21 protein-coding genes and 2 pseudogenes are annotated in these 26,649 nt (G+C 69.7%); 17 read left to right on the plus strand and 6 right to left on the minus strand.

Features of this window, described 5'->3' with window-relative positions; all coding sequences use genetic code 11:
• The first annotated feature begins 59 nt into the window (after nt 1-59).
• From Q0C41_RS10595 to Q0C41_RS10615, 5 genes are all read left to right on the plus strand, one after another.
• On the plus strand, nt 60-857 hold the full coding sequence (locus Q0C41_RS10595) for an isoprenyl transferase (RefSeq protein ID WP_291983557.1): 798 nt from the start codon (nt 60-62) through the stop codon (nt 855-857).
• Nucleotides 854-1,654, plus strand: a complete 801-nt coding sequence (locus tag Q0C41_RS10600; RefSeq protein WP_291983559.1) for a phosphatidate cytidylyltransferase — start codon at nt 854-856, stop codon at nt 1,652-1,654. Before Q0C41_RS10595 ends, Q0C41_RS10600 begins: the two co-directional genes overlap by 4 nt.
• The gene (locus Q0C41_RS10605; RefSeq protein WP_291983560.1) at nt 1,651-2,850 is read left to right on the plus strand and encodes a 1-deoxy-D-xylulose-5-phosphate reductoisomerase; all 1,200 of its coding nucleotides are present in this window, start codon (nt 1,651-1,653) and stop codon (nt 2,848-2,850) included. The genes Q0C41_RS10600 and Q0C41_RS10605 overlap by 4 nt, the downstream gene beginning before the upstream one ends.
• Complete coding sequence (gene rseP / locus Q0C41_RS10610; protein ID WP_291983562.1) at nt 2,847-4,172, plus strand: RIP metalloprotease RseP; 1,326 nt, start codon at nt 2,847-2,849, stop codon at nt 4,170-4,172. Before Q0C41_RS10605 ends, rseP begins: the two co-directional genes overlap by 4 nt.
• Nucleotides 4,173-4,291: 119 nt before the next feature.
• Entirely contained in the window at nt 4,292-5,167 is an 876-nt protein-coding gene (locus tag Q0C41_RS10615) for a hypothetical protein (RefSeq protein ID WP_291983564.1), read from the plus strand.
• 216 nt (nt 5,168-5,383) lie between these two features.
• Here the strand turns inward: Q0C41_RS10615 and Q0C41_RS10620 are convergent, their stop codons facing one another.
• Nucleotides 5,384-6,262, minus strand: a complete 879-nt coding sequence (locus Q0C41_RS10620; RefSeq protein WP_291983566.1) for a VWA domain-containing protein — start codon at nt 6,260-6,262, stop codon at nt 5,384-5,386.
• Nucleotides 6,263-6,419: 157 nt separating this feature from the next.
• Here Q0C41_RS10620 and Q0C41_RS10625 point away from each other — a divergent pair, with 157 nt between their 5' ends.
• From Q0C41_RS10625 to Q0C41_RS10650, 6 genes are all read left to right on the plus strand, one after another.
• A complete protein-coding gene (locus Q0C41_RS10625) occupies nt 6,420-7,364 on the plus strand; it encodes a hypothetical protein (protein ID WP_291983568.1) in 945 nt (314 codons plus the stop codon).
• Nucleotides 7,365-7,377: 13 nt separating this feature from the next.
• Nucleotides 7,378-8,904, plus strand: a complete 1,527-nt coding sequence (locus Q0C41_RS10630) for an amidohydrolase family protein (RefSeq protein WP_291983569.1) — start codon at nt 7,378-7,380, stop codon at nt 8,902-8,904.
• 91 nt (nt 8,905-8,995) lie between these two features.
• A complete protein-coding gene (locus Q0C41_RS10635; protein WP_291983571.1) occupies nt 8,996-9,481 on the plus strand; it encodes a hypothetical protein in 486 nt (161 codons plus the stop codon).
• 171 nt (nt 9,482-9,652) lie between these two features.
• On the plus strand, nt 9,653-10,987 hold the full coding sequence (locus tag Q0C41_RS10640; RefSeq protein ID WP_291983573.1) for a hypothetical protein: 1,335 nt from the start codon (nt 9,653-9,655) through the stop codon (nt 10,985-10,987).
• Between the two features lie 25 nt (nt 10,988-11,012).
• On the plus strand, nt 11,013-11,582 hold the full coding sequence (locus Q0C41_RS10645) for a hypothetical protein (protein ID WP_291983575.1): 570 nt from the start codon (nt 11,013-11,015) through the stop codon (nt 11,580-11,582).
• A complete protein-coding gene (locus tag Q0C41_RS10650; RefSeq protein ID WP_291983577.1) occupies nt 11,579-12,124 on the plus strand; it encodes a DUF4256 domain-containing protein in 546 nt (181 codons plus the stop codon). Before Q0C41_RS10645 ends, Q0C41_RS10650 begins: the two co-directional genes overlap by 4 nt.
• Nucleotides 12,125-12,155: 31 nt before the next feature.
• On the opposite strand, the pseudogene Q0C41_RS10655 reads toward Q0C41_RS10650, so the two are convergent.
• Nucleotides 12,156-13,193, minus strand: a pseudogene (locus Q0C41_RS10655) (sialidase family protein); the annotation flags it as partial.
• A gap of 119 nt (nt 13,194-13,312) precedes the next feature.
• Between Q0C41_RS10655 and Q0C41_RS10660 the strand changes: the two are divergent.
• On the plus strand, nt 13,313-14,353 hold the full coding sequence (locus tag Q0C41_RS10660; RefSeq protein ID WP_291983579.1) for an alcohol dehydrogenase catalytic domain-containing protein: 1,041 nt from the start codon (nt 13,313-13,315) through the stop codon (nt 14,351-14,353).
• Nucleotides 14,354-14,520: 167 nt separating this feature from the next.
• On the opposite strand, the gene Q0C41_RS10665 is transcribed toward Q0C41_RS10660, so the two are convergent.
• A complete protein-coding gene (locus tag Q0C41_RS10665) occupies nt 14,521-15,966 on the minus strand; it encodes an aldehyde dehydrogenase family protein (protein WP_291983581.1) in 1,446 nt (481 codons plus the stop codon).
• 38 nt (nt 15,967-16,004) lie between these two features.
• Here Q0C41_RS10665 and Q0C41_RS10670 point away from each other — a divergent pair, with 38 nt between their 5' ends.
• Entirely contained in the window at nt 16,005-16,835 is an 831-nt protein-coding gene (locus tag Q0C41_RS10670) for a mannosyl-3-phosphoglycerate phosphatase (protein WP_291983582.1), read from the plus strand.
• A gap of 80 nt (nt 16,836-16,915) precedes the next feature.
• Nucleotides 16,916-17,725 (plus strand): class I SAM-dependent methyltransferase, encoded by an 810-nt coding sequence (locus Q0C41_RS10675; protein ID WP_291983584.1) that lies wholly within the window; start codon nt 16,916-16,918, stop codon nt 17,723-17,725.
• A 3-nt stretch (nt 17,726-17,728) separates the two neighbouring features.
• Here Q0C41_RS10675 and Q0C41_RS10680 read toward each other — a convergent pair whose 3' ends face one another.
• The gene (locus Q0C41_RS10680) at nt 17,729-18,943 is read right to left on the minus strand and encodes a hypothetical protein (RefSeq protein WP_291983585.1); all 1,215 of its coding nucleotides are present in this window, start codon (nt 18,941-18,943) and stop codon (nt 17,729-17,731) included.
• Nucleotides 18,944-19,012: 69 nt separating this feature from the next.
• On the opposite strand from Q0C41_RS10680, the gene Q0C41_RS10685 reads away from it, so the two are divergent.
• The 3 genes from Q0C41_RS10685 to Q0C41_RS10695 all read left to right on the plus strand — a co-directional run bounded on the left by Q0C41_RS10685 (nt 19,013) and on the right by Q0C41_RS10695 (nt 25,470).
• Nucleotides 19,013-19,909 (plus strand): SCO family protein, encoded by an 897-nt coding sequence (locus Q0C41_RS10685; protein WP_291983588.1) that lies wholly within the window; start codon nt 19,013-19,015, stop codon nt 19,907-19,909.
• A gap of 75 nt (nt 19,910-19,984) precedes the next feature.
• Complete coding sequence (locus Q0C41_RS10690; protein ID WP_291983589.1) at nt 19,985-21,955, plus strand: von Willebrand factor type A domain-containing protein; 1,971 nt, start codon at nt 19,985-19,987, stop codon at nt 21,953-21,955.
• A 218-nt stretch (nt 21,956-22,173) separates the two neighbouring features.
• Nucleotides 22,174-25,470 (plus strand): S41 family peptidase, encoded by a 3,297-nt coding sequence (locus Q0C41_RS10695; protein ID WP_291983591.1) that lies wholly within the window; start codon nt 22,174-22,176, stop codon nt 25,468-25,470.
• Nucleotides 25,471-25,473: 3 nt separating this feature from the next.
• Here Q0C41_RS10695 and Q0C41_RS10700 read toward each other — a convergent pair whose 3' ends face one another.
• Both Q0C41_RS10700 and Q0C41_RS10705 read right to left on the minus strand, forming a co-directional pair.
• A complete protein-coding gene (locus Q0C41_RS10700; protein WP_291983593.1) occupies nt 25,474-26,085 on the minus strand; it encodes a PP2C family serine/threonine-protein phosphatase in 612 nt (203 codons plus the stop codon).
• A gap of 37 nt (nt 26,086-26,122) precedes the next feature.
• Nucleotides 26,123-26,649, minus strand: a pseudogene (locus tag Q0C41_RS10705) (hypothetical protein); the annotation flags it as partial.

Raw genomic sequence — 26,649 nt, forward strand, 5'->3', positions numbered from 1 at the left:
CTCCCGACTCCCGCTTCCCGGTTCCCGTCCCCCGGGGGAGAGTAGAATGTCCTCCGGCCATGGCGCTCGATGACTTGCTGAGCTGGCTGTCCCCAGGCTCTCCGGATGCCGATCTGGCCCGAAGACTGGATGTCGACCGCCTGCCGTCCCACGTGGCCATCATCATGGATGGCAATGGCCGCTGGGCCGGTCAACGGCACCTGCCCCGTGTCGAGGGGCACCGTGCCGGCACGCGCGCCGTGCGCGAGGTGATCGAGACCTCGGCCCGGCTCGGCCTGAAGTACATCACCCTCTACGCGTTCTCGGTCGAGAACTGGAAGCGCCCGGCGTCGGAAGTGGCGACGCTGATGGCCCTGCTGAAGCGCTACCTGCGGTCCGAGCTCGAGACCCTGCTGACCAACAACATCCGGCTGGAGGTCATCGGACGGACGCAGGATCTGTCGGCGGACGTGCAGCACGAACTGCATGTCGCGATGGAGCGGACCAGCAGGAACACCGGCACCGTCCTGACCATTGCGCTGAACTACGGGGGCCGCGCCGAGATCGTCGATGCGGTACGCGACGCCATCGCGCAGGGCCTGCGTCCCGAAGACATCGACGAGGCCCGGTTCGCCCGTCTGCTGTACACCAGAGGCCAGCCCGATCCCGACCTCCTGATTCGGACGTCCGGCGAGATGCGTGTGAGCAACTTCCTGCTGTGGCAGATCGCCTACAGCGAGATCTACGTCACCGACACGCTCTGGCCCGACTTCCGGCGCACCCACCTGTTCGAGGCGCTCCTCGACTACCAGCGCCGCGAGCGGCGCTATGGCGGCATCGCCGCCGTGCCCGGTCCCCCGGTGGCTGCAGGCCGGTGACCCGCGTTCTCAGCGGCCTCGTGCTGCTGGCCCTCGTCGTCGGCGTCTTCTGGGGCCTGCCGCCGTGGGGCACGCAGATCTTCGCCTTCGTCGCGCTGGTGCTGTCGCTGCGCGAGTACGACAACCTCGTGCGGCGTGGCGGCCTCGACGTCGTGCCCGGCGTGTCGTTCGTGCTGTCGGTGCTGATGTACGGCGTGCTGATCTTCCACCTGCCGGCGACGCACTTCCTGTTGGTGAGTGCCGTGGTGACGGGCGGGGCCCTGGTGCTGCGCGGACGGGTGCCCGAGCAGGCCGTGGCCGTCGCGGCGTCGATGCTGTTCCCGGTGGCCTATCTGGGCATGGGGATCGCGACGGTGCCGCTGGTGCGCGAGGCCTACGGCGCCCCGGCCCTGTTGACGCTGTTCCTGACCCAGATCGGGAGCGACACGGCGCAGTACTACACCGGACGGACGTTCGGCCGGGCGCCGCTGGCGCTGGCGCTGAGCCCGAAGAAGACGCGTGAAGGGGCGATCGGCGGCCTCGTGGCCGGCGCTGCGGTGCTGGCGGGCTTCGGGCAGCTCTGGCTGCCGGGCATCCCGACGTGGCGGCTCGCCGTCCTCGGCGTCGGCGTGGCCATCGTCGGCATCGCCGGCGACCTGTTCGAGTCGATGCTCAAGCGCAGCGCGGACGTGAAGGACTCGTCGGATCTGATTCCCGGCCACGGCGGCATGCTGGATCGCATCGACGCGCTGCTGTTCACGATGCCGCTCTACTACGTCGCGCTGCAGTGGTTGTGGCGAACGGGCCCCGGCGCATGACGCGGATCGCCGTACTCGGCAGCACCGGGTCGATCGGGGTGAGCGCGCTGGAGGTCGTGGCCGCGCATCCCGAACGCCTGCAGGTCGTAGCGCTGGCCGCCGGCGCCAACGTCGAGAAGATGCAGGCCCAGATCGCGCAGGTGCGGCCGCGGGCCGTGGCCATGGCCACGCAGGACAGCCTGCGTCGCGTGCGCGCGGGCGTCGACAGGGCCGCCGGTGAGGGCGTGCAGACCTGGACCTGGGGACGCGAGGGGCTGGTGGAGGTGGCGACGCATCCCGACGTGGACGTCGTGCTGTGCGCCAGTTCGGGCACCGAGGCCCTCGAGGCCGTCCTGGCGGCCATCCAGGCCGGCAAGCGCATCGCCCTCGCGAACAAGGAAGTCCTGGTGATGGCCGGGGCGCTGGTCATGGCCGCCGCGCGTGTCCACGGCGTGGACGTGCTGCCGGTGGACAGCGAACACAACGCCATCCACCAATGCCTGGCCGGACACCCGCGTGCGCACGTCCGACGGCTCGTCCTGACGGCCTCGGGCGGCCCGTTCCGGACCACGCCCGCCGAGCGCCTGGCCACCGTCACCGCCGCCGACGCGCTCAGCCATCCCACCTGGAAGATGGGGCGCAAGATCACCATCGACTCGGCCACGATGATGAACAAGGGCCTCGAGGTCATCGAGGCCCGCTGGCTGTTCGAGATGTCGGCCGATCGCATCGACGTGGTCATCCACCCGCAATCCGTGGTCCACTCGATGGTGGAGTTCGAGGACGGCTCGCTGCTGGCGCAGCTCGGCGTCACCGACATGAAGCTCCCGATCCAGTACGCCTTCACGTGGCCGGACCGCTGGGAGAGCCCGGTGCCCCGCCTCGACTGGCAGCACGGCCTCGACCTGCGGTTCGAGGTGCCCGACCTCGAGCGGTTCCCGTGCCTGGCGCTGGCCTACGAGGCCTTGCGGGCGGGTGGGGCGGCCCCCGTCGTATTGAACGCGGCCAATGAGATTGCCGTAGCGTCCTTTCTGGAGGGGCTGGTGCCGTTCACCGGCATTGCCGCGACCGTCGCCGACGTGCTCGCGGACGCCTCCGGACAGGGACTCGACACCACGTCACTCGCGGCCATCCGCGAGGTGGACGCCTGGGCTCGTCGTCAGGCGACGGCCCGACTCGGCACGATAGAATCGGCAGGACGAGGCATCATCGCGTGACCAATCTGTGGGCGTTTCTGTTCGTCCTGGGCGTGCTCGTGTTCGTGCACGAACTGGGGCACTTCCTTCTCGCGCGCTGGAATGGCGTGCGCGTCCTGACGTTTTCCCTGGGCTTCGGCCCCAAGCTGCTGAAGATCACGCGCGGGGGCACCGAGTACTGCATCAGCGCGATTCCGCTCGGCGGCTACGTCAAGATGGCCGGCGAGACGCCGGACGACCCCCGATCCGGGTCGTCGGACGAATTCCTCTCGAAGTCCAAGTGGCAGCGGTTCCAGATCCTCATCGCCGGACCGCTGATGAACCTGCTGCTGGCGGTCGGCGTGATGACGTTCGTCATCTGGAACGGCGCCACCGAACCGGCCTTCGAACAGAAGGCGCCCGTGGTCGGTCGGGTCCTGCCTGGGTCCCCGGCCGAGAAGGCCGGCATCAAGCCGGGTGACCTGATCGTGTCCTTTGCCGACAAGGACGTCGCCACCTGGCAGGGGCTGCAGATGCGCGTCGTGCCGCGGGCCAATCGCGAGGTGCCCATCGTGGTGCGTCGCGACGGCCAGTCGCAGCAGTTCTCGATCGTCCCCGAGGCGCAGACCAAGTACGAAATCGGCGACCTCGGCATCGCGCCGTCGATTCACCCGGAAGTGGCGCAGGTGCTGCCGGGCAGCGCCGCGGCCGAGGCCGGCCTGCAGGTCAAGGACGTCATCGTGTCGTTCAACGGCGCGGAGACCACGGGCTTCACGCTGCAGCAGATGATCGAGCAGATCAGCAAGCGGGCCGGGCAGCCGGTCACGCTGGGCATCCTGCGCAACGGGGCTCCGCTCGAGCTGCAGGCGACCCCTCGCGACCAGGGCGGCGTCGGCCGCCTCGGCATCAACCTGAGTCCCTTCGAGACGGTCACGATCACCCCCGGCTTCGTCCAGGCGATCGGGATGAGCGTGAAGCAGAACTGGGAGTGGACCGCCATGATCGGCGAGATGCTCGCCGGGCTCTTCACGGCCGAGACCTCGCCCAAGCAGTTGATGGGCCCGCTCGGCATCGCCGAGGTGGCCGGCGGCGCGGCGTCGATCGGCTGGGCCGCCCTGTTCGGCACCATGGCGATGGTCAGCCTGAACCTGGGACTGCTCAACCTGCTGCCGATCCCCATCCTGGACGGCGGGCACATCACCATCCTCGCCATCGAGGGCCTGGCGCGCCGCGACTTCAGCATGCACGTCAAGGAGCGCATGCTGATGGCCGGCTTCGCGGTGCTGATGCTGCTGATGGTGACGGTCATCTACAACGACCTCAGGCGTGTCGAATGGCTGAGTCGGTTGCTCAGCGGCAGCTGATCGACACGACCACCACGTCCGCTCGACGCGCGCCGACGTCCAACACTCGGGTAGCCTGACGGTTACGCGGTATCGATTCGCGGCTCGCGCGTCCACCGCGCGGCCGCCAGGAGACGTGCATGACGATGAACGTGGGGCGGGTGGTACGAGCCGTGGCGCTGGGCCTGCTGTTGCCGGTGGCGGCGCTGGCACAGACCGGTCAGGGCACCCAGACGGACCTCGACGACCTGCAGACGCAACTGGTGGCGGTCGAGCAGCGCATCGAGCGCCTGGCGCAGACCGACGCCGCCCGGGCCTCGATGCTGTCGCGCGACCTCGACCTCGTGCGCGACGATGTCGCGTACCTGCGGGTGCGGCTGCGGCGTGAGGCTGGCGTGCCCCGCGCCGAGATCACGGCCGTGCGCGACCGGATCACGGCGCTGGACCGCGAGGCCTCCGGCACGTCGCTCCGCGAGTCCGCGCCCACGGGGCGTGCCGGTGACATCGCGGTCGGGCAGGAACTGGATGCCCGGCTGCAGACCCCCCTCAGTTCGCAGACGGCCGAGGTCGAGGACCGCTTCGAGGCGACCACGCTGGTCGACCTCTATCAGGGCGATGCGCTGCTGGTGCCGGCCGGGTCGGTGCTGCGCGGCGTGGTCAGTGGCGTCGAGCGGGCCTCCCGCATCGATCGCCGCGGCAGCCTGACGTTGTCGTTCGACCAGATGACCGTGGCGGGCCGCACCTATCGCATCCGGGCGTCGGTGACGCAGGCGCTCGAAGGCCCGGGCGTCAAGGGCGAGGTCGGCAAGATGACGACCGGCGCCGCGGCGGGCGCCATCATCGGCGGCATCCTGGGGGGATTCCAGGGCGCGGCGGTCGGCATCCTCATCGGCGGCGGCGGGTCGCTGCTGGCGCTGCCCGGCACCAACGTCAAGATCGACGCCGGCACCGTGTTGCGGGTGCGGTTCGACGCGCCGGTCGCCCTGAGCGAGGCACCCATGGGTGAGCCTCGGTAGACGCGCTCGAGGCTCGCGTCAAAGGTCAAAAGGGCAAAAAGGGCCAACAGGGCAAAACGACACCGACAAAGGATGACGGCTCAAGACAGCAAGCGCGAAGCACCAAGGGCTTTCGGTCTTCCGCGCTTCAAGCGTTTGTCTTCATTCTTCGGTTGTGTCCTTTCACTTTTTGCCCTGTTCGCCCTTTTTGAACTTTGACAGTGTCGCCCCTGCCTCCTACCCCTTGGGGGCCTGATACGTTCGGCGACCGCGCGCCGTGAGTCCGGGGCGAGTGACGCGCACTTCGATCTTGTGCACCTTGCCGTCGGTCTTCGGCTCGAAGCCGAGCAGGTACTGGCTGTGCAGTTCCTGGGCGACGCGGGTGAAGGTGGGCCCGAGTTCATCGGTGTCCTTCAGCTCGAAGTAGCCACCGCCGGTCTCCTCGGCCAGCTTGCGCAGGGCGCCGTCGGGCCTGGTCCGCATGCCCATCATGTTGGACTGCAGGCCGATCCCGTAAATCATCACTTCCTCTTCACGGGCGCGGCGGAGCACTTCACCCATGCCGCCGCGGCTGGCCGTGTCGGCGCCGTCGGTGAACGACAGGATAACCTTGCGGCCCTCGATGGGCTTGAGCTCGTCGAGGCTGAACAGCAGCGAGTCGAACAGGCGGGTCGGGTTGCCGAACTGCATGTCCTTGATCGACGCGATCAGCATGTCGCGGTCGTTGCTGAAGTCGCTGAGGAAGGCGATCTTGTCGTTGAAGTAGCCGATGCGCCCCCGATCCTCGGGCAGCAACCGGATGACGAACTGCTCGGCCGCCTGCTTCAGCAGTTCCAGGTTCATCGTCATGCTGCCGCTCGAGTCGAGCATCACCGCGACGGTCACCGGCTGGATCTGGCTGTCGAAGATGTTGATGGTCGCCTTGGTCTTCTCGTCGAAGATCTCGAAGTCGGCCTGCTCGAGGCCCGGGACCAGGCGCTTGTTGCTGTCGGTCACCGTGACGTAGACGGGCACGTTCTGCGCCCCGACGCGGAAGGTGGGTTGCTGCGCGTACAGGAGTCGGGCGCCGGCCATCGACGCGGGGACCGAGAGGAGCAGCTCACGCCGGGTGATCATGGATGTAAGCCTAGCAAAGGTCGGGAAGGCGGCAGGGGCGCGTCGTCTCTTGACGTCGTGCCCGCCTGACGCGACACTGGGCGCCGCCTCCGTGCCACAGAATCCTTCAGCGACCCGGAGCCGACACGCCTTCTGGTGGGACGCCCCCGCTCGCGCTTTGGTTTGGGCGCTGGCCCTGGCGGTCCCCGCGGCCGCTCAGACGCCGGGTCCGCCGGTCGTCCGCGACGGCGCCGCGGTCCCGGCGGTGCAGACGCGCGAGCTGCTGCGCGAGGGCCGCCTGGCGCTCGTGCTGGTGCAACCCCTCCCCGGCGATGGCCTGCTCGGCAGCCATCTGCGCGCGATCCGGTCCGGCGTGACCACAGACATTCCCCTCGATGGCACGGTGACGGGCCGTCGCGCCCGCGCGATCGGCGCGGTCCGGCTCCTGGCGGGTGGCCGCCGCGTGGTGCTGCACCTCGATCCCGAACAGGAGGCGTCCGGGCTGCTGGTCGTCGATCTGGCGGCGGGCGCGGTCATCGACGCGATCACCGGCCACGATCTGGTGGCCTCGCCCGACGGTCGGTTCTGGGCCTTCGAGGAGCACGCCATCCGCACGGTCGCGGTGTGGCCGCACACCGAGACGGTCTATGCCGTGTACGATGCGGCTGCTCCGCCGTCGGCCAACGTCCGCGCCTGTCCGAGCGCCGACGACAGGTGTCGCGGGCAGGTCGTGTACCTGCCCGACCGGCTGGCGCTGTGTCATGCGCTGGCGATCGAGCGGGGCGGGTCGTGCCTGACGCCGGCGCGGCAGCCACTGCACGATCGGCGGTCGCCGTTCGTGTGGCTGTCGGCCCGTGAAGTGGCCTGGGTCGATGTGGACCTCGCGCGTCAGGACAGCACGCTCGTCATCGCGACCGTGCGGGACGGCGCGCCCGCCACCGTGCAGGCCGTGCGCCTCGAGCAGGCGCGCGTCATCGAGGACGTGGTCTTCCCGCCGGCCCGTGAGGCCTGGGAGATCGAAGGCATCACGCGCGACGACGATCCGTCGCGCGTCTGGCTGCACTTTCGCAGCCCCGTGCGCCAGGCGCCACTTCGACGCCTGGGCATTCGTGTCGTTTCCTGAGAGGCTCGACGAGATGGTTCGAGGATGGCTCACCCGGCGCACCTGGCCGCTGATCGCATTCACCGTGTGCTTTGCCGCGTCGGCGCTGGTGCCTTCAGCGCAGGTCCGCCAGACGGGCCGTGACACGGCCGTCCACGCGAAGAAGCCGTCGCGGCTGCTGATCCGCCGTGCGATGGTCATCTACGGCAACGGCAAGCCACCGTACGGGCCGATGGACATCCTCGTCCAGGACGGGGTCATCGCCAACATCGCGCCGACGCTCCCGGTCGAAGCCGACGCGGTCATCGACGCCGCCGGCAAGTACGTCATGCCGGGGCTCGTCGACACCCACATGCACTGGCACGAGGAGCGGGCCGGCATCCCGATGCCGATCCAGTACGAGCGCAATCTCTATCTCGCCAACGGCGTGACACTGACGCGCGAGAACGGCGGCAACTTCGTCAAGAGCAAGCAGTGGCAGGCCGAGTCGGCCGCCGACCAGATCATCGCGCCGCGCATGCAGGTCTACTGGGTCGTGTCGCGTGGCAACGGCACGGCCGAGGCGATCCGCGCCAACGTCCGCGACGCCAAGGCCCGCGGCGCCGACGGCCTGAAGATCTTCGGCATGGATCGCGACCAGCTCGAAGCGACGATGGCCGAGGCCAAGGCGCAGGGGCTGAAGACGACGACGCACATCGCCGTCGAGGAGGTCACGGCCGAGGACTTCGCCGAACTCGGCGTCGACTCGATCGAGCACTTCTACGGCATCGCCGACGCGGCGCTCCATGGCGTGCAGCGCTTCCCGGCCGAGATGAACTACAGCAACGAGCTGCTGCGGTTCGCGAAGGCCGGCGAGCTCTACGCCCAGGCCGATCCGGTCAAGCTCGACAAGGTGCTCGACCTGATGGTGGCGAAGAAGGTCGCGTGGAGCCCCACCATGTCGATCTACGAGGCGAGCCGCGACGTCATCAAGGCGCAGAACCTGCCCTGGTACAGGGAGTACCTGCACCCGGCGCTGCAGGCCTTCTTCGAGCCCAACCTCGCCAACCACGGGTCGTACTTCGTCGGCTGGACCAACACCATGGAGGTCCGCTGGAAGCAGCAGTACCGCATCTGGATGGATGCGCTGAAGTCGTTCGGCAACAAGGGCGGCGTCATCACGACGGGCGACGATGCCGGGTTCATCCATTCGCTGTATGGCTTCGGCCTGGTGCGCGAACTCGAACTGCACGAGGAGGCCGGCTTCCACCCGCTCGACGTCATCAAGCACGGCACGGTCAACGGCGCCACGTTGCTCGGCATGGGCGACAAGCTCGGACGCGTGCGCCAGGGCTATCTGGCCGACCTGCTCGTGGTGAACGGCAACCCGCTCGACAACCTGCGCGTGCTCAACCCCTACGGCGTCGATGTGATGAAGGACGGCCGGATGACGCGCGGCGGCGGCATCGAGTGGACCATCAAGAACGGCATCCCGTATCACGTGCCGACGCTGATGAAGGAGGCCAAGGCGATGGTCGAGGCGGACAAGAAGAAGATGGAAGGGCGAGGGACCAACCCGTAAGGAACAATTCAGAGTTCAGAATTCAGAATTCATAGTTCAAGGGCGGGCCCGGGCAGATGGCGGGCACGCCGACATCGAACCGGATGCGACAGTGACCGAGGACAGGCACAAGGAACCACGCTGGATCTTCCTGACGGCGTTCGCGCTCGTGTTCTACGGCACGGGCGCCGCCATCATCGAGAGCTTCGTGAACTATCCGAGCTGGCGACTGATCGGAGCTGACGAGTTCCTGGCCTACCATCAGTTCATCTCGCCGCGCGTGCTGGCGTTGCTGGTGGCACCACTGCTGCTGGGCACGGCGTTCACGATCCTGATGCTGTGGGCACGGCCCGCCGCCATTCCGGGCTGGGCCGTCTGGGCGGCGCTGGCTGCGCAGGCCGTCGTGTGGATCTCGACGGTCACGATCCAGGTGCCGATCCAAGTGCAGCTCAGCAACAAGGGTCGATCGGTCGAACTCATCGAGCGCCTGATCGAGACCAACTTGTGGCTGCGCAGGATTCCGTATGCGATTTGTGCCGGACTGTTCTTCTGGATGGCGGCGCAGGTCATTCGTACCAGCGACAGGCGTCCCCGGTGAAGCGTTCCGACGTGTGTCATCAGTTGACACAGCTGGCATTCGCAGGCGTGCCGCGGGTGGGCTCGCGGTCCTGGAGTGGCGCAATCGCGAGCACCTGCGCTTCGCTGCGTGATGGCACCACGGTTCGATCCGGCGCGACGCGATCGTCGCCGGCAAGGCGCGGGAGTCTCGATGCGTACACGATGGGCAGCAGTCGTCCTGTCTGGCCTGGCGGTGTGTGCGACCGGATGTCACCGGTCGCTGCCGCCGTTGATGGAACACCCCGCCGATCAGTCGCACCTGGCGTCGCCGGCAGCCATCGTCACGGGCACGCCGGGACTCGTCGCCTTCTGGGACTTCGTCAGGCGCGAGCCCGGGCCGGCCGGGCGGTTCATCGCGCACGTCCCGGCGGGCGCGACCAACGACTTCGCCCTCGACGCGGGCAACTACATCAGGGACTTCTGGGGGCGCGGACGGACCGCGACCTACGACGACTTCCCGCAACTGGGTCGCGGACCCTTCGGCAATGCGATCCGCATCGTCAAGGAGACAGATCCGGACTTCCGTCCGCTGCTCTTCGTGCCGAGGGCGCGGCTGCACGACTCGGCCCTCGACATCAAGGGACCGGGGCGTTCCGTGACGGTGGTGGTGTGGGCCATCCGCGAGAGTGGCAATCACGCGCTGGCGGGCATCTGGCACGAAGGGATCGACCGTGCCCACGCCGAGTCGCGCACGGTGCAGACGATGGCGCGCGGACAGCGGCAGTACGCGCTGTTTGCCGGGCTGAACGTCGAAGGCAGCGCGACCGGCCACGTGTCCGAGAATGGCGTCGCGTCGTTCCTCAACCGCTACGCCCTGCACAAGAGCAACTCGGCGGGAGTATCAGCGGCCGTGCCTGCCGATGCCCCGGCCGAGGTCCTCGACGAGGCCTGGCAGGTCTTCGCCATGACCTTCGACCACCGACGCCAGGAGCTGACCGGCTGGCTCGATGGTGTGGCGGGCGACCGCTGGCTCGAGCGCCCCAGGGCAGATCGTCTGATCGGATCGGCCTGGCAGGCCTACATGCAGGGCCACTTCGCCAGAACCCCAGGCCTGCAGCCCGGGGAGGACCCGACATTTCCGAAGGACCAGTACTACTCCCCGCCAGAAGACCAGGTGTTGGCGACCACCGTGCTGCGGTCCAGCGACGCCGAGCAGGTGGAACGCCGCGAGTACCGCTACACGAAGGTCGAGGTCACGGTGCAGCGGGGCCCCGACGGCCGTCTCGTCGAGTCGAGTCGCGAACTGGTGGGGCTTCGGCTCAATCCCTGGTGGTATCCGCACGGGCTCTACGCCCCGCCTGACGATGGGAGCGGTGGCCCGTTCACCATCGGCCGGGTGATTCACAGTGCGCGGAGTGTCGGCTTCACCGGCTGGATCGGTGGCGTGGCCGTGTTCGATCGGGCCCTTGGCAGCGCCGAGCTGGCGAGACTGTCCGCGCTGAAGGCCGTGGTGACGCGGGCACGTGCCCCCGCGACGCGCGACTGACCATCCGGTAGGATCGGCGTCGGCCATGAACACCGCTCGCCAGCTGCTCCAGCACTTCCTCGCCGCCATCGCCTACCGCACGCAGAAGGCCCTGCGCGGCGCCCCCGATGACTTCGGCACCTTCCGCGCCGGTCCGCACGTGCGGACCCCACACGAGCTCGTGTGGCACATGACCGGCGTCATCGGCTATGCCCGCACGATGCTGCACGGCGGGACGTTCGCGCCGCCACGCCTCGAATCCCTGGCCGATGAGGTGACGCGCCTGCACGACGTGCTCGCACGACTGCGCGACGACTTCGCCGACGAGGCGCTCGATGCGCAGATTCGCGACGAGCAGTTCCTCCATGGTCCGCTTGCCGACGCGATGACCCACGCCGGTCAGCTCGCCATGCTGCGGCGGCTCGCCGGCTCGCCCGTGCCCTCGGAGAACTTCATCCAGGCGGGCATCGATGCCGCCAACGTCGGCGAGGACCAGCCGCTGCCGGCCGCGCCCGACAGCTGGTGGCGGCCGGACCAGCCGCCCCTGCCGCCTGCGCCCGATCCGTTGCGGGCCTCGAGCCCATCGACGACCAGCCGCGAGAGTCACGAGTCATGACGGCGAAAGAACGCACCGCGCTGCTGCAGACGCTGAAGACACGCTTCACCGCGCACCTGTCGCGCCACGAGGGGATCGCCTGGGCCGACGTGCTCGCCAGGCTCGATGGCCAGCCCTCTTCCTTGCGGACGCTGCACGAGATGGAGTCCACCGGCGGGGAACCCGATGTCATCGGACACGACGCGGCCACCGGCGCCTTCGTGTTCTGCGATTGCGCGGCGGAGACGCCATCGGGCCGCCGCAGCCTGTGCTTCGACGAGGACGCCCTCGAGAAGCGCAAGGAGAACAAGCCGGCGGGCAGCGCGACCGGCGTCGCCGCCGCGATGGGCGTCGAGCTGCTCGACGAGGCGCAGTACCGGGATCTGCAGCGCCTCGGCGAGTTCGACCTCAAGACCTCGAGCTGGATCCGGACGCCCGACGAGGTCCGCGCTCTCGGCGGCGCGCTGTTCGGCGATCGCCGCTTCGGGCGGGTGTTCGTCTACCACAACGGCGCGCAGTCGTACTACGCCGCCAGGGGCTTCCGCGGCAGGCGTCTGGTGTGACGGAGACAGCGCGGCACTGGAGCCGCTGGCGTCAGCGAGGGCACGCGCCAAGCGACGCCGGATCGAACACGGCGAACACGATCGCGCTGACGGTCCCGCGCTCGTAGAGCACGCCCATGCGCCCGTCGGGCAGACGCGCGAGCGTCGCGTACGACGCGCCGCCAGGCTCCAGCACCGCCCTCGCCGTCCACGTGGCGCCATCGTCGCACGATCGCTTGATCACGAGCTGCTCGCGCCGGTCACGGCTTTCGGTGTTGATGAAGAGCAGCTCGCGTGCGGGCGCCGACCCGGCCGCGGCATCGGGATGGACGCGGACGATGGCCCCGTTGTTCGCCGGATCGATCAACTGCGGCTCATCGCGCCAGCCTGTCCACGTCGCGCCACCGTCCGAGGAGAACGCGACCTTGCGATAGGGCTTGGCGCGGCTGTTCAGCAGCAGGCGCCCATCCGAGAGTTCGACGGTCTTGTTCTCGTCGGCGCCGGGACCCACCAGCTGTCCCATGCGCCACGTCTCGCCGTGATCGTCACTGTAGGCACTGGCCGCCCACATCTCCTTGCCTCGTCTGATCACGTACTGCTGCACGAGGCGCCCCGCGTGCGGGCCGTACCGCAGCTGGATGCCCTGTCCGGATGCGGCGAAGATGCCGTTCCACGAGGGGTCCTTGATGGCACTGGTGATGCGACGATGCGTCCAGGTGACGCCGTCGTCATCCGAGAACGCGTAATCGGTCTGCAGCACGTCGGGATCGTCGTGCCCGACGCCCGCGGCCGCGCCGAAGAATCCCTGACGCACACCCGCGGCGTGGAACAGGAAGATTCGACGCGTGGTCCGGTCGACCAGCAGGCTCGGGTCGCCGTAGCCACCCGCCGCCGATCCGGCGCGGACGACCGTCTGCGGACCCCACGTGGCGCCGCCGTCGGTGCTGCGTCGCAGCACGACGCTGATCGGGCCGGGCAGGTCGGAGAGCGTCGGTCGGGCATCGTAGGCGGCCAGCAGCGTGCCACGTGTGGTCACCGTCAGCGCCGGGATCCGGTAGAACGGCGAGCCCGTGCCAGCCGTGGCCAGATCCGTCTGCGCCACCGGCGCCGGCTGCGTCATCCATGCGGTCAACAGGAGCATCAACATCATCGGCACGCGCGGATCATACGCGCGGCCGGGGGTTGGCTGTAGGCTGTAGCCGTATGTCGATGCACGGCGTCTGTTTCAGGGCTCCCGGCGAGGTCGCGTGGGCGGCAGTGCCGGACCCGCGACTCACCCAGGACGACGATGCCATCGTGGCCGTGGAGGTGGCGGGGCTCTGCGGATCCGACCTCCATCCGTACTTCGGACGAGAGACGGGCCTCGACGCCGGCACGGTGCTGGGCCACGAGTTCGTCGGGCTCGTGCTGCAGGTGGGGCCGGCCGTGCGGACGGTGCGTCCGGGCGACCGCGTCTACGCGCCGTTCTCCACCAGTTGCGGTGAGTGCCGCACCTGCCTGTCGGGGCTGACCAGCCGGTGCGAGCGCGGGCAGCTCTTCGGCTGGATCAGCAATGGCGTCGGGCTGCATGGCGGACAGGCGGAACGCGTGCGGGTGCCGCTGGCCGATGGCACGCTGAAACGGGTGCCTGAGGGTCTCAGCCCGGAGGCTGCCCTGCTGCTCGGCGACAACTTCAGCACGGCCTGCTACTGCGCCGATCTGGCAGACATCCGCCCCGAAGGCGTCACCGTGGTGATTGGGGCTGGCGCGGTGGGGCTGCTCGGCATCCTGGCCGCCCGCCGCCACGGGGCCGCCACCATCGTCGCCATCGACCCGGTGCCCGAGCGACGTGCGCGGGCGACGGCGCTCGGGGCCCGTGCCTTCGAGCCCGGACTCGAGGCGGTGGAGGCGATCTACACGCTCGGTGGCGGACGCGGTGCCGACAGCGTGATGGAGTTCGTTGGGCTGCCCGCGGCGCAGCGGCTGGCCTGGCAGGTGCTGCGGCCTGGCGGCGTGATGGCCGTCATCGGCTGCCACTCGTCGGGGTTCGCCTTCACGCCGTCCGAGGCCTACGACAAGAACCTGACCTACAGGACGGGACGCTGCCCGGCCCGTCACTACATGGACCAGCTCACCGAGCAGGTGATGCGCGAACTGCCCAACATCACCCAGGTGGTGACCCACCGGTTCGCGCCGTCCGACTGCGTCCGCGCCTACGACATCTTCGCCAACCAGCGCGAGGGCTGCCTCAAGGCCGTCTTCGATTTCTGAGGCGAACCAGTCCGTCGACCTCGAGGTCGACGGCTACAGTCGGGCGCGGAGCGCTCGCCGTTTCGTCGGCACGCGAGGCATGCAGGTCCTCAGGCAGCAGCGGCGAATCCCTGCAGGAGTTCGACGGCTCTGCGGACGGCTGTAGCCGCCGGACTTCAGTCCGGCGGTCAGTACTTCATGTACACCGTCTTGAGCGTCGTGTAGAAGTCGATCGCTTCCGGCCCCTGCTCGCGGGGGCCGAGGGAACTGGCCTTCGACCCGCCGAACGCGACCTGATACTCGACGCCGGCCGAGGGCAGGTTCACCATCACGAGACCGGCCTCGATGCGCTGGGCGAACTGCAGGGCGTGCGAGAGGGAGCGGGTGCAGATCGTCGCCGAGAGCCCGAACCGGACGTCGTTGGCGAGCGCCAGGGCGTGCTCGAAGTCGTCGGCCGGCATCACCGCAGCGACGGGTCCGAATACTTCTTCCTGCGCGATGGTCATCTGCGGCGTCACGTTGCCGAGCACCGTCGGCGCGACGAAGTGCCCCTTGCCCAGCACACCCTCGGTGAGGCGCGTGCCGCCAGCGAGCACCGTGGCACCGGCGCTCGCGGCCGCGGCCACTTCCGTCACGACACGGTCGGCATGCGCGGCGTTGATGCTCGGCCCCACGTCGATGCCGGCGTCCAGCCCCGGGCCGACCTTCATCGCCCTGGCCTTCGCCACGAGCTTCTCGCTGAACGCCTCGACCACCGAACGCTCGACGATGGCGCGTGAGGTGGCGGTGCAGCGCTGGCCGGTCGAGCCGAACGCGGCGTTGAGCACGATGCTGGCGGCCTCGTCGAGGTCGGCGTCGGCGAGCACGATCGTCGGGTTCTTGCCACCCATCTCCAGCTGGACCCGTACCTTGCGCCTGCCGCACGCCTCCGCGACCTTGCCGCCGGTCGCCTCCGATCCCGTGAACGAGATCGCGCGCACGTGCTCGTGGGCGACGATCGCGCCGCCCGCCTCTCCGCTGCCATGTACCACGTTCAGCACGCCGGCCGGCAGACCGGCCTCGACCAGGATCTCGGCCAGGCGCGTCGCACACAGGGGCGCGAGCTCCGACGGCTTCAGCACCACCGCGTTGCCGCTGATCAGCGCCGGGCACGACTTCCACGCGGGAATCGCGATCGGGAAGTTCCACGGGGTGATGGCGCCGACCACGCCGAGCGGCGAGCGCAGCGTGTGCATGAACACGCGGTCGCGTTCGGAGGGAATGACGCGCCCGAACAGTCGCGCCCCTTCGCCGCCGTAGTACCGCAGGATGTTGACCGTGCGACCGACCTCGCCGCGTGCCTCTGGCAGCGTCTTGCCTTCCTCGCGGGTCATCTCGCGGGCGATGGCGTCGGCCCGGGCTTCCAGCAGGTTCGCGGCCTTGAAGATCACGTCGCCCCGCTTGGGCGCGGGCATCGCCGCCCAGGCCGGCTGGGCCGCCTTCGCCGCGGCCACGGCGGCCGCCACATCGTCGGCCGACGACTGCGGGAACGTGCCGACGAGGTCGCCCTCGTCGGCGGGGTTGCGGTTCTCGAACGTGCGTCCGGTGACGGACGGCTGCCACTGACCAGCGATGAGGTTGAGATAGTCGGACACGGGGAACAGGGTAACGCCGAACGCTGTAGCCTGTGTCGGTGCGCCTCATCGTGACGGACCTCGACGGCACGCTCATCGATCACCACACGTATTCGGCCGAGGCGGCCGCGCCGGCGCTGATGGCGGCGCGAGCGGCGGGCGTGCCGGTCGTGCCGTGCAGCAGCAAGACGCTGGCGGAGATGCGCGGCCTGGCCGTACGCCTCGACCTCTCGCCGGCCCCGCTGATCGTCGAGAACGGCGGGGCGGTGTGGTTCCCGGCCGGATGGGACGTGTCAGGAGACCCGGCGGCACGCCTGTCGACTCAGGCGGCCGACGGCTCGCGCGTGCTCGTGCTCGGGACCCCGGCCGACAGCCTGCGGCCGCTGCTGGGCGCGGTGGCCGCGGCCACCGCGTGCACGCTGCGCGGCTTCTCGGCGATGACCGACGCGGAGGTGGCCGAACGGACCGGCCTGCCCCTCGAGGTGGCGCGCGTCGCCCGGGCCCGTGCGTACTCCGAGCCGTTCGTGTGCGACGCGGGGACGCCCGACCTGGCGGCGCTCGACGCCGCTGCACGCCCCCTGGGCGCCCGCGTCACGCGCGGTGGCCGCTTCTTCCACCTCACGGGCCCCACGGACAAGGGCGCCGCCGTGCAGGTCGTGCGTCGCACGTGTGCGACCGGCGGCCGGCTCCTCGGCCTCGGCGACGCCCCCAACGACCTCCCGCTCCTGCGCGCGTGTGACGACCGGGCGATCATCCCGCAGCCGACGACGGGTCTGCACCCCGACCTCGTCGCGGCCCTGCCCTCGGCACGACACGCGCCAGCGGCCGGGCCGGTTGGCTGGAACGCGATCGTCCTCGCGTGGCTGGCCGACACGGACCGCGCACCCTGAGCGGCGTTTCGTGCGAGCATGCGTCGGTTCGGCGGTGTCCGCGCGTCTGCCGGCGCGGGTCGTTCGACGCGAGGGAACGCATGTCCATGTCCGGTGAGGGCGTCTCGTTTGCCGGCAGCATCCCGGCCGAGTACGACGCCAGGCTCGTACCGATGTTCTTCGAGCCGTTCGCCCGGGACCTGGCGGCGCGGGTACCGGCGGGTGCCTCGCGCGTGCTCGAGGTGGCCGCGGGCACCGGCGTCGTCTCGCGCGCCCTGCTGGCGAGGCTCGGTCCTGACGCCTCGCTCGTCGTCACGGACCTGCAGCAGGGCATGCTCGACATCGCGCACGCGAAGATCGGCGACGACCCCCGGGTGGAGATTCGCCAGGCGGATGCGATGTCACTGCCGTTCGCGGACCACCAGTTCGACGTCGTGGTCTGCCAGTTCGGCGTCATGTTCTTCGCCGATCGCCTCGCCGGCGTGCGCGAGGTGCGGCGGGTGATGGCGCCTGACGGCGTGCTGCTGATCAACACCTGGGGATCGCTCTCGGACAACCCGATTGCCCGCATCGCCCACGAGGAAGTGGCCAGGGCGCTGCCCGATGACCCGCCGCCGTTCCTGACGGTGCCGTTCGGCCTGCACGACGCCGACACCGTCACGGCCCTGTTGCACGAGGCCGGTTTCACCTACGTGCAATCGAGCGTCGTCGATCTCACGGGCACGAGCCACTCGGCGCATGGGGCGGCCTGGGGACTGTTGTGCGGGTCGCCGATGTACACCCAGCTGCAGGAGCGGGGCGTGCGCGATCCCAGGCGCCTGGTCGATGCGGTCGCGGGGCGGCTCACCCGCGAAGGTGGCTTCGCCCCGATGCGGCTGCCGATGCGCGCGCTCGTCTTCGCCGCGCAGTAGCGCTCAGGCGTTGTCGGCGCGCACGGCGTCGCGCAGATCGTCGAAGATCGTCGGCATCGCCGCCACGACGCGATTCCAGTTGGGGATGAGCGGCACGCCGAGCGGATCCTCGAGAAACTGCTTGCTCGCGATCTGCACGGCGCGCGAGAAGGCCTCGACGGCGCTCTCCTCACTGTGCCGGTCGAAATCGAGGCCGTTCAGCATGGCGTCGTGGTGGAACCGCAGCAGCGTGTCTTCCGCGGTCCGCACGTAGGTGGCCTGCAGCGTGCGGAACGTGCCGCTCGACAGCTCGATGCCCTCGGCCGCGAGCTGCCGGAACAGCGACTTGCAGATGTCCACCGTCATCTTCATCAGCCCTGCCGAGGCATCCTCCTCGGACACCTGCTGATGCTTGTGATCGTAGCGGTCGGCCACGCCGACCTGGCAGATGCGGCGCAGCGACGTGTTGCGATAGACCTCGCCCAGCATCCCCACTTCGAGGCCCCAGTCGCCCGGGATGCGGACGGCACGCACGAGGTCGATGTCCATGGCGAACTCACCGGCCAGCACGTACCGGAAGCTGTCCATGTAGGCCAGCAGGGGCTGCGGCCCGACGATCTTGGTCAGGCTGCGGATGAGCGGCGTCATCAGCAGGCGTGTGACGCGGCCGTGCATGCGATTGCTGCCGACGCGCGGATAGAACCCCTTGGCAAAGGCGTAGCCGAGCGTGGGATTGGTCACCGGGTAGCACAGCCGCGCCAGCATCGAGCGGTCGTAGGTGACGATGTCGCTGTCGTGCAGGGCGACGACGTCGACGTCGCCTTCGCCGAGGATGGCGCCATACGTCATCCAGCACGAGCGTCCCTTGCCCTGTTCGCCGATGGGCAGGCCGGTGGCGAGAATTTCGCTGTAGAGTTGCTGGAGGCGCGGCCCGTCGTGCCAGACGATGGTGACGGGCGTCGGCACCTCCGCGAAGGCGCGGCGTGCCGTCTCGTATTGCGTGCGATCGGCGCGATCGAGCGACACCACGATGCGGGTCAGGTAGGGCACACGTGCCAGCTCCGCGATGATGCGCGGCATGGCGGGCCCCTCGAACTCCGAGAACAGCGCCGGCAACAGCAGGGCCGTGGGGCGCAGTCGCGCGTGCACCACGAGTTCGGCCTCGAGGCGCTCCAGCGCCTCCGGAGTGCCCAGGTTGTGGATCGTGGTGAAGACGCCGACCTGATAGAAGTCGCTCACCCGTGAATCATTCGTGCAGAGCCGCACACATGCAAGCTCATCCTTCGAGATGCGGCCGGAGATCGTCCCGTGAACGGTAAGCAGATGCTGTCGGCAGGAATCCTCGCGCTGGCGACTTTCGCCACCGCCTGTGGCGATTCCTCGCAGGAGGCCGGCTTCAGGGCCAGCGCCGAGGCGAAACACTATCCGATTGCCGGCGTGGTCCGGAGCGCCGACAAGGCCGGCCGGCAGATCACCGTCTCCCACGAGGCCATCCCCGGTCTGATGGACGCGATGACGATGAGCTTCGCGGTGAAGGAGACGTGGGCTGCCGATGTGGCCACCCCTGGTGATCGGCTGTCGGGGACCCTCGTGGTGGACGGCGCGCGCTCCTGGATCGAGGGCGTCTCGCTGAGCAAGCCCGCGGCTGGGGCGGAGGCGACCGGCAGCCCGTCGAGTGCGACCGACGCCGGCATCGGTCCCGCAGTCGGCACGCCCCTGCCGACGGTGGCGTTGCGGGATCAGGCTGGTCGCACCGTCACCATGCGCGACTTCGCCGGTCGCTACGTCATCCTGACCTTCATCTACACGCGGTGCCCGCTGCCGGACTACTGTCCGCTGATGATGAGCCGCCTGAACGAGGCCGCGGCGCGCCTGCGCAAGGCCGGTCGTCGCGACGACGTGCAGATGGTGGCCATCTCGATCGACCCGGCGCGCGACACCCCGGAGGTGCTCGCCGCGTACGGGCGCGCCCACATCACCGGTGAGGAGGGCGATCCGTTCCATCGGTGGTCGCTGCTCACGGGGACGCCGGAGGACATCCGCACCTGGGCAACGTTCTTCGCGCTGAATTTCGAGCCCGATGGCACCGACATCGCGCACGGCCTGCGGACGGCTGTGGCGGATCGCGACGGCACGGTCACCGGCGTGCTGCGCGGCAACCAGTGGACGACCGACGAACTGATGGCGCTCCTGCCGTCACGGTAGCGACGGACCGCGAGCGCCCGACCAACCAGCGACCTCCGGTGTCTAACTCCTCCAGACAACACACTGGAGGGTCCCATGCATCGTCTTCTCGTGGCCGCGAGCCTCGTCGCGATCTCCGCGATGGTGGCCTACGCGGCCGTGCCGCTCGGCGTGTCTTCACGCGTGTCTGGCGCACCCAGGCTCGAGGCGCAGACCGCCGTCCGCCCGCAGGCGACGGGCACGATCTCTGGGGTGGTGCGTGACGCACAGGGCACCGCCCTCGCCGCGGCGGTGGTCGACGCCGTGCACGCGGCCAGCGGCTGGCGTGCGCTGGCGCTGACCGATCGTGAGGGCCGCTTCCGCATCGAGCATGCCCCGACAGGTGAGGTATCGCTGACCATTCGACGCGGCAGCCTGGAGCACGTGCACGCGGTGCAGGTCACGGCCGGCCGCACCACGGTGGCGACCCTGACCACGCCGGCCGGGGGACCGCAGGAACTCGCATCGATGCCGACGGCACCGTTCTACCGCAATCAGCTCCCGCGGATGGCGTCCGAGGCGGGTGGCGTGCCTCACGCCGCGAGACCCATCGGCGTCGTGCCCCCCGGGTCCATCCCCCCGCCGTTGTCGATGGAATCCTATGCCCGCATCGACCCGTCGGGGTATCGACGCGTCGCCGACGCCCCCTTGTCGACGTTCAGCGTCGACGTCGACACGGCCTCCTACAGCAACGCCAGGCGCTTCCTGATCGAGGGGGAGATGCCGCCCGTGGATGCCGTGCGCGTCGAGGAGTGGATCAACTACTTCCCCTACGCGTATCCCTCGCCAGAAGGCGATGACGCCTTTCGCGTGAGCACCGTGCTGACGGCCTGCCCGTGGAATGCCTCGCATCAGCTCCTGCGGGTCGGCGTGCGCGGGCGTGCGCTGCCTCGCACCTCGGCGCCGGCGCGCAACCTCGTCTTCCTCGTCGATGTCTCCGGGTCGATGATGTCGCGCGACAAGCTGCCGCTGGTGCAGTCGTCGCTGCGCATGCTGACCGACCAGCTGACGGCGCGCGACCGCATCGCGCTGGTCGTGTACGCCGGTCGCACGGACGTGGTCCTGCCGTCCACGCCCGGCGACCAGCAGGTGCGCATCCACGACGCCATCGCACGCCTGCAGGCCGGCGGCTCGACCAATGGCGCTGGCGGCATCCAGCTCGCCTATCGGGCGGCCCGCGACGGCTTCATCACCGGTGGCGTCAACCGGGTGGTGCTGGCCACCGATGGCGACTTCAACGTCGGCGTGACCAGCCCCGGCGAACTGACGCGGCTGATCGAGCAGGAGCGCGCCAGCGGCGTCTTCCTGTCGGTGCTCGGCGTCGGGCGCGGCAACCTGAAGGACGCCACGCTCGAGGCCCTCGCCGATCGCGGCAACGGCAACTACGCCTATGTCGACTCGTTGCAGGAGGCCCGCCGCGTCCTGGTGGAGCAGGTGGGGGCGACGCTGGTGACGATCGCCAGAGACGTCAAGCTGCAGGTGGAGTTCAACCCGCGCCACGTCGGCGCCTACCGGCTGATCGGGTACGAGAACCGCGCGCTGCAGACCGAGGACTTCGCCGACGACCGCAAGGATGCTGGCGAGATCGGCGCCGGGCACACGGTCACGGCGCTCTACGAGATCGTGCCGCCGGGTGAGGCGGGCCAGTTGCCGGGCGCCACCCCGCTGCGCTACCAGCAGACGCCCGCGCCGGGGCGTGACCACGGCGAGGAGCTGGCCACGGTGAGCGTCCGCCACAAGCGGCCCGACCAGGGGGCCAGTGTGCTCCAGAGCCATACGGTCGCCGCCCGGGTCACCGCCGCCGACACCGAAACGGCGTTCGCCTCGGCCGTGGCGGAAGCCGCGCTCGTCCTGCGCCACGACCCCCTGGCCACCGGCGCCTCCCTGCCAGCCGCGACGCGACGGGCCGAAGGCGCGCTCGGCCGTGATCCGGGCGGCTGGCGCGCCGAGTTCGTCCGTCTGGCGCACCTGGCGACCAGCCTGCAGTCGTTCCAGCCGCCGCGGCGGCAGGAGTCGTCGGAACCGTAGAGGGGGCTCAGGGCTCAGGGCTCTGGGCTCACACCCAAGGCCCAAGGCCCAGGGCCCAAGGCCCAAGGCCCATGGCCCAAGGGCGAAGGGCGAAGGGGAAAGGGGAAAGGGGAAAGGGGAAAGGGGAAAGGGGAGGGAACGGGGAAAGGAACTCCCCGGTGGGCTCGTCGTATGAGAATGCGTCGTGCGGGCCCTCCGGCCCGGCACGGCGCAGACCCATGACCCACACCTCTTCCAGCTGGACCTCCACCCTTCGTCGTGCGGCCGTGACCATGGTCGCGGCCGCGACGTTCGCCGCTGTCGTCCGTCCCGCGTCGGCCATCGACACGGGCCATACCCGGATGTTGTCGCAGCCGGCGTTGAGCGCGCGGCATCTGGCGTTCATCTACGCGGGCGACCTCTACGTGTGCGACCTCGACGGGCGCAACGTCCGGCGGTTGACGAGCGACGAGGGCATCGAGCGCGCGCCCGCGTTCTCGCCGGACGGCACGCAGCTCGCGTTCAGCGCCGAGTACGACGGCAACGTCGACGTCTTCGTGGTGCCGGTCACCGGGGGCGTGCCGCGTCGGCTGACCTGGCATCCCGGTCCCGATGTGGTGCAGGGCTTCACCCCGGACGGCACGCGGGTCCTGTTCACCACCCCGCGGGCGGTGTTCACGACGCGCTACACGCAGCTGTTCACCGTGCCGGTGACCGGAGGTGTCGAGACCGCGCTGCCCATCCCCCACGCCTCGCGCGGCAGCTACTCGGCCGACGGCCGGCGCATTGCCTACAACCCCCTGAATCCCGCGCACCTGCAGTGGAAGCGCTATCGCGGCGGGTCGGTCGCCACCATCACGATCTACGACCCGACGACGCACGCCACCGAGCGCATCGCCCAGCCGGCGTCGCGGGCCAACGACGTCGACCCGCAGTGGCTCGACGGCGTTCTCTACTTCCGCTCCGACCGGGACGGCGAGTTCAACATCCATCGCTACGATCCCGCGTCGAGGCAGATCACGCGCCTGACCTCCCATGACGACTTCCCGGTGCTCGGCATCTCGGCCGCCGCTGGCCGGATCGCCTACGAACAGGCGGGCTACCTGCATCTCTACGACGTCAAGGCGAAGCAGGCCCGAACGCTGACGATCGGCATCGGCACCGATCTCGTCGAACTGCGCCCGCGATTCGTGAAGGGGCCCGAATGGATTCGGGCGATGTCCGTGTCGCCGTCGGGCGCACGCGTGGCGCTCGAGTATCGCGGCGAGATCGTCACGGTGCCCGCCGAGAAGGGCGACCCCCGCAACATCACGGCCACGGTGGGCGTCCACGAACGCGCGCCCGAATGGTCGCCCGATGGCCGGAGCCTGGCCTACTTCTCGGATGCGGGCGGTGAGTATGCCCTCCACATCCGCGCGCAGGACGGCAAAGGCGAGGCCAAGGTCGTGCCGCTGTCCGGCAGCGGGTTCTACGATGCGCCGGTGTGGTCGCCCGACAGCACGCGGATCGCGTTCCGCGACAACGGTCGCTCCCTCTACGTGCTGCAGGTGGCCACCGGCAAGATCAGCACGGTCGTCACCGAACCCATCTACCGGCCCGGCGCCTTCTCCGACACGACGTACAGCTGGTCGCCCGACAGCCGCTGGCTCGCCTACACCACGACCAGCCGGGCGCAGATCCAGGCGGCGCGCCTGTGGTCGGTCGAGACACAGCAGTCGTTTCCGATCTCCGATGGGCTCAGCGACGTCGGCGAGCCGGTGTTCGATCGCAACGGCAAGTACCTCTATCTGCTCGGGTCGACCGACGCGGGCCCCGTGCGCGACTGGTTCTCGCAGGCCAATGCCGACATGCGCGCGACCAGCGCCCTGTACCTCGTGGTGCTGAAGAAGGGCGAGTTGTCGCCGCTCGCGAAGGAGAGCGACGAAGAGAAGGCCGCCGCGGCCGATGTCGCGGCCGAGGAGAAGGGCGGCGCCAAGGCCGACGCGGCTGCCAGGGCCGACACGGCGCCGGCCGTGACCGTCATCGACACCGACGGCCTGGGCACGCGCATCGTCGCCCTGCCGGTGCCAGCCGGCGAGTACGCCGGGCTCCAGACGGGCGAGAGCGGCAAGGTGTACTACCTGCGCACGGCCGACGGCAAGACGTCGCTGCAGCAGTTCGACCTGAAGACGCGCAAGACGGAGACGTGGGTGCCGTCAGCGAACGCCTACGCGGTGACGGCCGACGGCAAGAAGCTGCTGTATCGCAGCGGCACGTCCCTGCATGTCGTGCCGACGACGAAGAAGGCGGACGGGGCGGAGGGGAAGGTCGACGTCGATGCGGTGCAGGTGCGCGTCGATCCGCAGGCCGAATGGCCGCAGATCTTCGACGAGGCCTGGCGCATCAACCGCGACTACTTCTACGCGACGAACTATCACGGTCGTGACTGGCCGGCGATGAAGAAGAAGTACGCCCAGTTCCTGCCGCATCTGGCGCATCGCGGGGATCTCGCGCGGCTGATTCAGTGGATGGCCAGTGAACTCGCGGTGGGGCACTCCTACGGCGGCGGTGGTGACGCGCGCCGCAAGCCCGGGGTGGTCCCGGGAGGGCTGCTCGGCGCCGACGTCGAGGTCGTGGGCGACCGGTATCGGATCCGCAAGGTCTATGGCGGTCTGAACTGGACGCCCACCCTGCGCGCGCCGCTGACCGAGCCCGGCGTCGACGTCCAGGCGGGCGAGTATCTGCTCGCCGTCAACGGCGTGGACCTGCGCGCGTCCACCACCAACCTCCACGCGCCGTTCGAGAACACGGCCGGCACCCTCGTGGAACTCACGGTCGGCCCCAATGCCGACGGCAGCGGCTCGCGCACCGTCAAGGTGGTGCCGATCGAGAGCGAGGCCGCGCTGCGCAATCGCGACTGGGTCGAGGGCAACCTGCGCAAGGTGACCGACGCGACGAAGGGCCGGGTCGCCTACGTGTACGTGCCGAACACGGCCGGTCTCGGCCACGAGTACTTCAAGCGGTACTTCTACCCGCAGACCGGGCGCGATGCCGTGATCGTGGATGAGCGCTTCAATGGCGGCGGCCAGGTCGCCGACTACTACATCGACCTGCTCCGGCGGCCGCTCGTGAGCTACTGGGCGACGCGCCACGGTGAGCCGATTCGCACGCCCTCGGCGGCCATCCTCGGCCCGAAGGTGATGATCACTGACGAGACCGCGGGCTCGGGCGGCGACCTCCTGCCGTGGATGTTCCGCAAGTTCGGCCTCGGGCCCATCGTCGGCAAGCGCACGTGGGGTGGGCTCGTCGGCATCCTCGGCTACCCGGTGCTGATGGATGGCGGGACGGTGACGGCGCCGAACCTCGCCATCTACACCGAGGACGGCTGGGTGGTGGAGAACGAGGGGGTGCCGCCGGACATCGAGGTCGAGCAGACGCCTGCCGACGTCATCGCCGGCAAGGATCCGCAGCTCGAACGCGCGATCCAGGTGGCACTCGAGGCACTGGCCGCGTCACCGGCTCGGGTGCCGCAGCGGCCGAAGGACCCGGTTCGGTGAATGCTAGCGCCGACGCAGGGCGACCACCGTCATGTCGTCGGCGCGCCCGTGCTTGCCCGCGAGCTCGATGAGCGTGGCCGGCAGGTCCGCGAAGTCGTCGAGGCGGGCGGCCATCACGGCACGGTGGAGGATGGGCAGCGGCAGTGGTGTCCAGGCGCCATCGCTCATCAGCAGGACGGTGTCGTGCGGGTCGATGGGCTCGTGGATCGGGTGCGGCTCGGCCTCGCCACTGCCGAGCCGCGGGCTCGGCCACTCGGTGAGCAACCGGCACCCGTGCTCGTTCACGAGGTACGCGCGCGAATCGCCGGCGTACGCGCCGAGCAGACGCCCCTCGACCACGGCCAGCCCGACGAAGGTGGATTGCATGCCGCCGGCCATCGCGGCGTCGGTGCTGCGTATCCAGTGACTCCAGGCCGGGAACTGCTGCACCTGCAGGAGCCCGCCTTCGATCTGGCGCGCGAACATCCGCAGCACCTGGGCGGCGCAGTGCTGCGCCTGCCCGGCGCCGTCGCACACGGCCGCCACGATGGCCGACGGCCGCCAGATCCAGTACGCATCCTCGTTCGACGTCCCGCCATCACGGAGCCGCGAGGATCCGTAGCAGTCGATCTTCACCCCTACCCCATCGGCAGGGGGCGGGGGCCGCTGCAATCTACGGCAGGCGCTCGACATGCACACCGCGATCCTGCAGGGCGCGCAACGCCTGTTCGTACGTCTTGCCATTGAGGCGAACGACGACCGGCGTGATGCCGACCTCGAGGGTCAGCCAGTGGCTCGGACCGCGGCGCAGGGAGAAGCGACCAGGCCGGCGGGCGTTGTACGTGGCCCGCGCGATCGTGCTGTAGGCAAGCGAGCGCCTGGCCACGCCGTCTTCGTCGATCAGCACGAGCCGACGGCCGTCGAGCCGCATCGAGACGTCAAATTCCTCGTCTTCGCCGTCGACACGGTCGATCAGGAGCAGGTCCTTGAACACGAGCGTCGGCCGTCCTGTCGGGCGCTCGGTGGCCTCCGCCGCGCTCCCTGGCTCCGCGGTCCCGGCGGGGGGCGCTTCCGTCGAGTCCGACGTCGGCGCCGCAACACCTTCGCGTCGCGCTGGAGCCGATGGGGACACGCCTGCCGCGTCGCCCGGGACGCCGGCGCGAGGCGCCGGGGGACGCGGCCGGACCGCAGGCGACGGGG

Origin of the sequence: Luteitalea sp., from assembly GCF_022842525.1 — a bacterium.
Taxonomy (GTDB): Bacteria; Acidobacteriota; Vicinamibacteria; order Vicinamibacterales; family Vicinamibacteraceae; genus Luteitalea.

What these genes read in the sequence shown, in the direction of transcription:
- Q0C41_RS10620 (WP_291983566.1), bottom strand. Translation starts at nt 6,262, where the DNA reads ATGATCACCCGGCGTGAGCTGCTCCTCTCGGTCCCCGCGTCGATGGCC.
- Q0C41_RS10640 (WP_291983573.1), top strand. Translation starts at nt 9,653, where the DNA reads ATGCGTACACGATGGGCAGCAGTCGTCCTGTCTGGCCTGGCGGTGTGT.
- Q0C41_RS10690 (WP_291983589.1), top strand. Translation starts at nt 19,985, where the DNA reads ATGCATCGTCTTCTCGTGGCCGCGAGCCTCGTCGCGATCTCCGCGATG.
- Q0C41_RS10630 (WP_291983569.1), top strand. Translation starts at nt 7,378, where the DNA reads ATGGTTCGAGGATGGCTCACCCGGCGCACCTGGCCGCTGATCGCATTC.
- Q0C41_RS10695 (WP_291983591.1), top strand. Translation starts at nt 22,174, where the DNA reads ATGACCCACACCTCTTCCAGCTGGACCTCCACCCTTCGTCGTGCGGCC.
- Q0C41_RS10645 (WP_291983575.1), top strand. Translation starts at nt 11,013, where the DNA reads ATGAACACCGCTCGCCAGCTGCTCCAGCACTTCCTCGCCGCCATCGCC.
- Q0C41_RS10660 (WP_291983579.1), top strand. Translation starts at nt 13,313, where the DNA reads ATGCACGGCGTCTGTTTCAGGGCTCCCGGCGAGGTCGCGTGGGCGGCA.
- Q0C41_RS10595 (WP_291983557.1), top strand. Translation starts at nt 60, where the DNA reads ATGGCGCTCGATGACTTGCTGAGCTGGCTGTCCCCAGGCTCTCCGGAT.
- Q0C41_RS10615 (WP_291983564.1), top strand. Translation starts at nt 4,292, where the DNA reads ATGACGATGAACGTGGGGCGGGTGGTACGAGCCGTGGCGCTGGGCCTG.
- Q0C41_RS10605 (WP_291983560.1), top strand. Translation starts at nt 1,651, where the DNA reads ATGACGCGGATCGCCGTACTCGGCAGCACCGGGTCGATCGGGGTGAGC.
- Q0C41_RS10675 (WP_291983584.1), top strand. Translation starts at nt 16,916, where the DNA reads ATGTCCATGTCCGGTGAGGGCGTCTCGTTTGCCGGCAGCATCCCGGCC.
- Q0C41_RS10650 (WP_291983577.1), top strand. Translation starts at nt 11,579, where the DNA reads ATGACGGCGAAAGAACGCACCGCGCTGCTGCAGACGCTGAAGACACGC.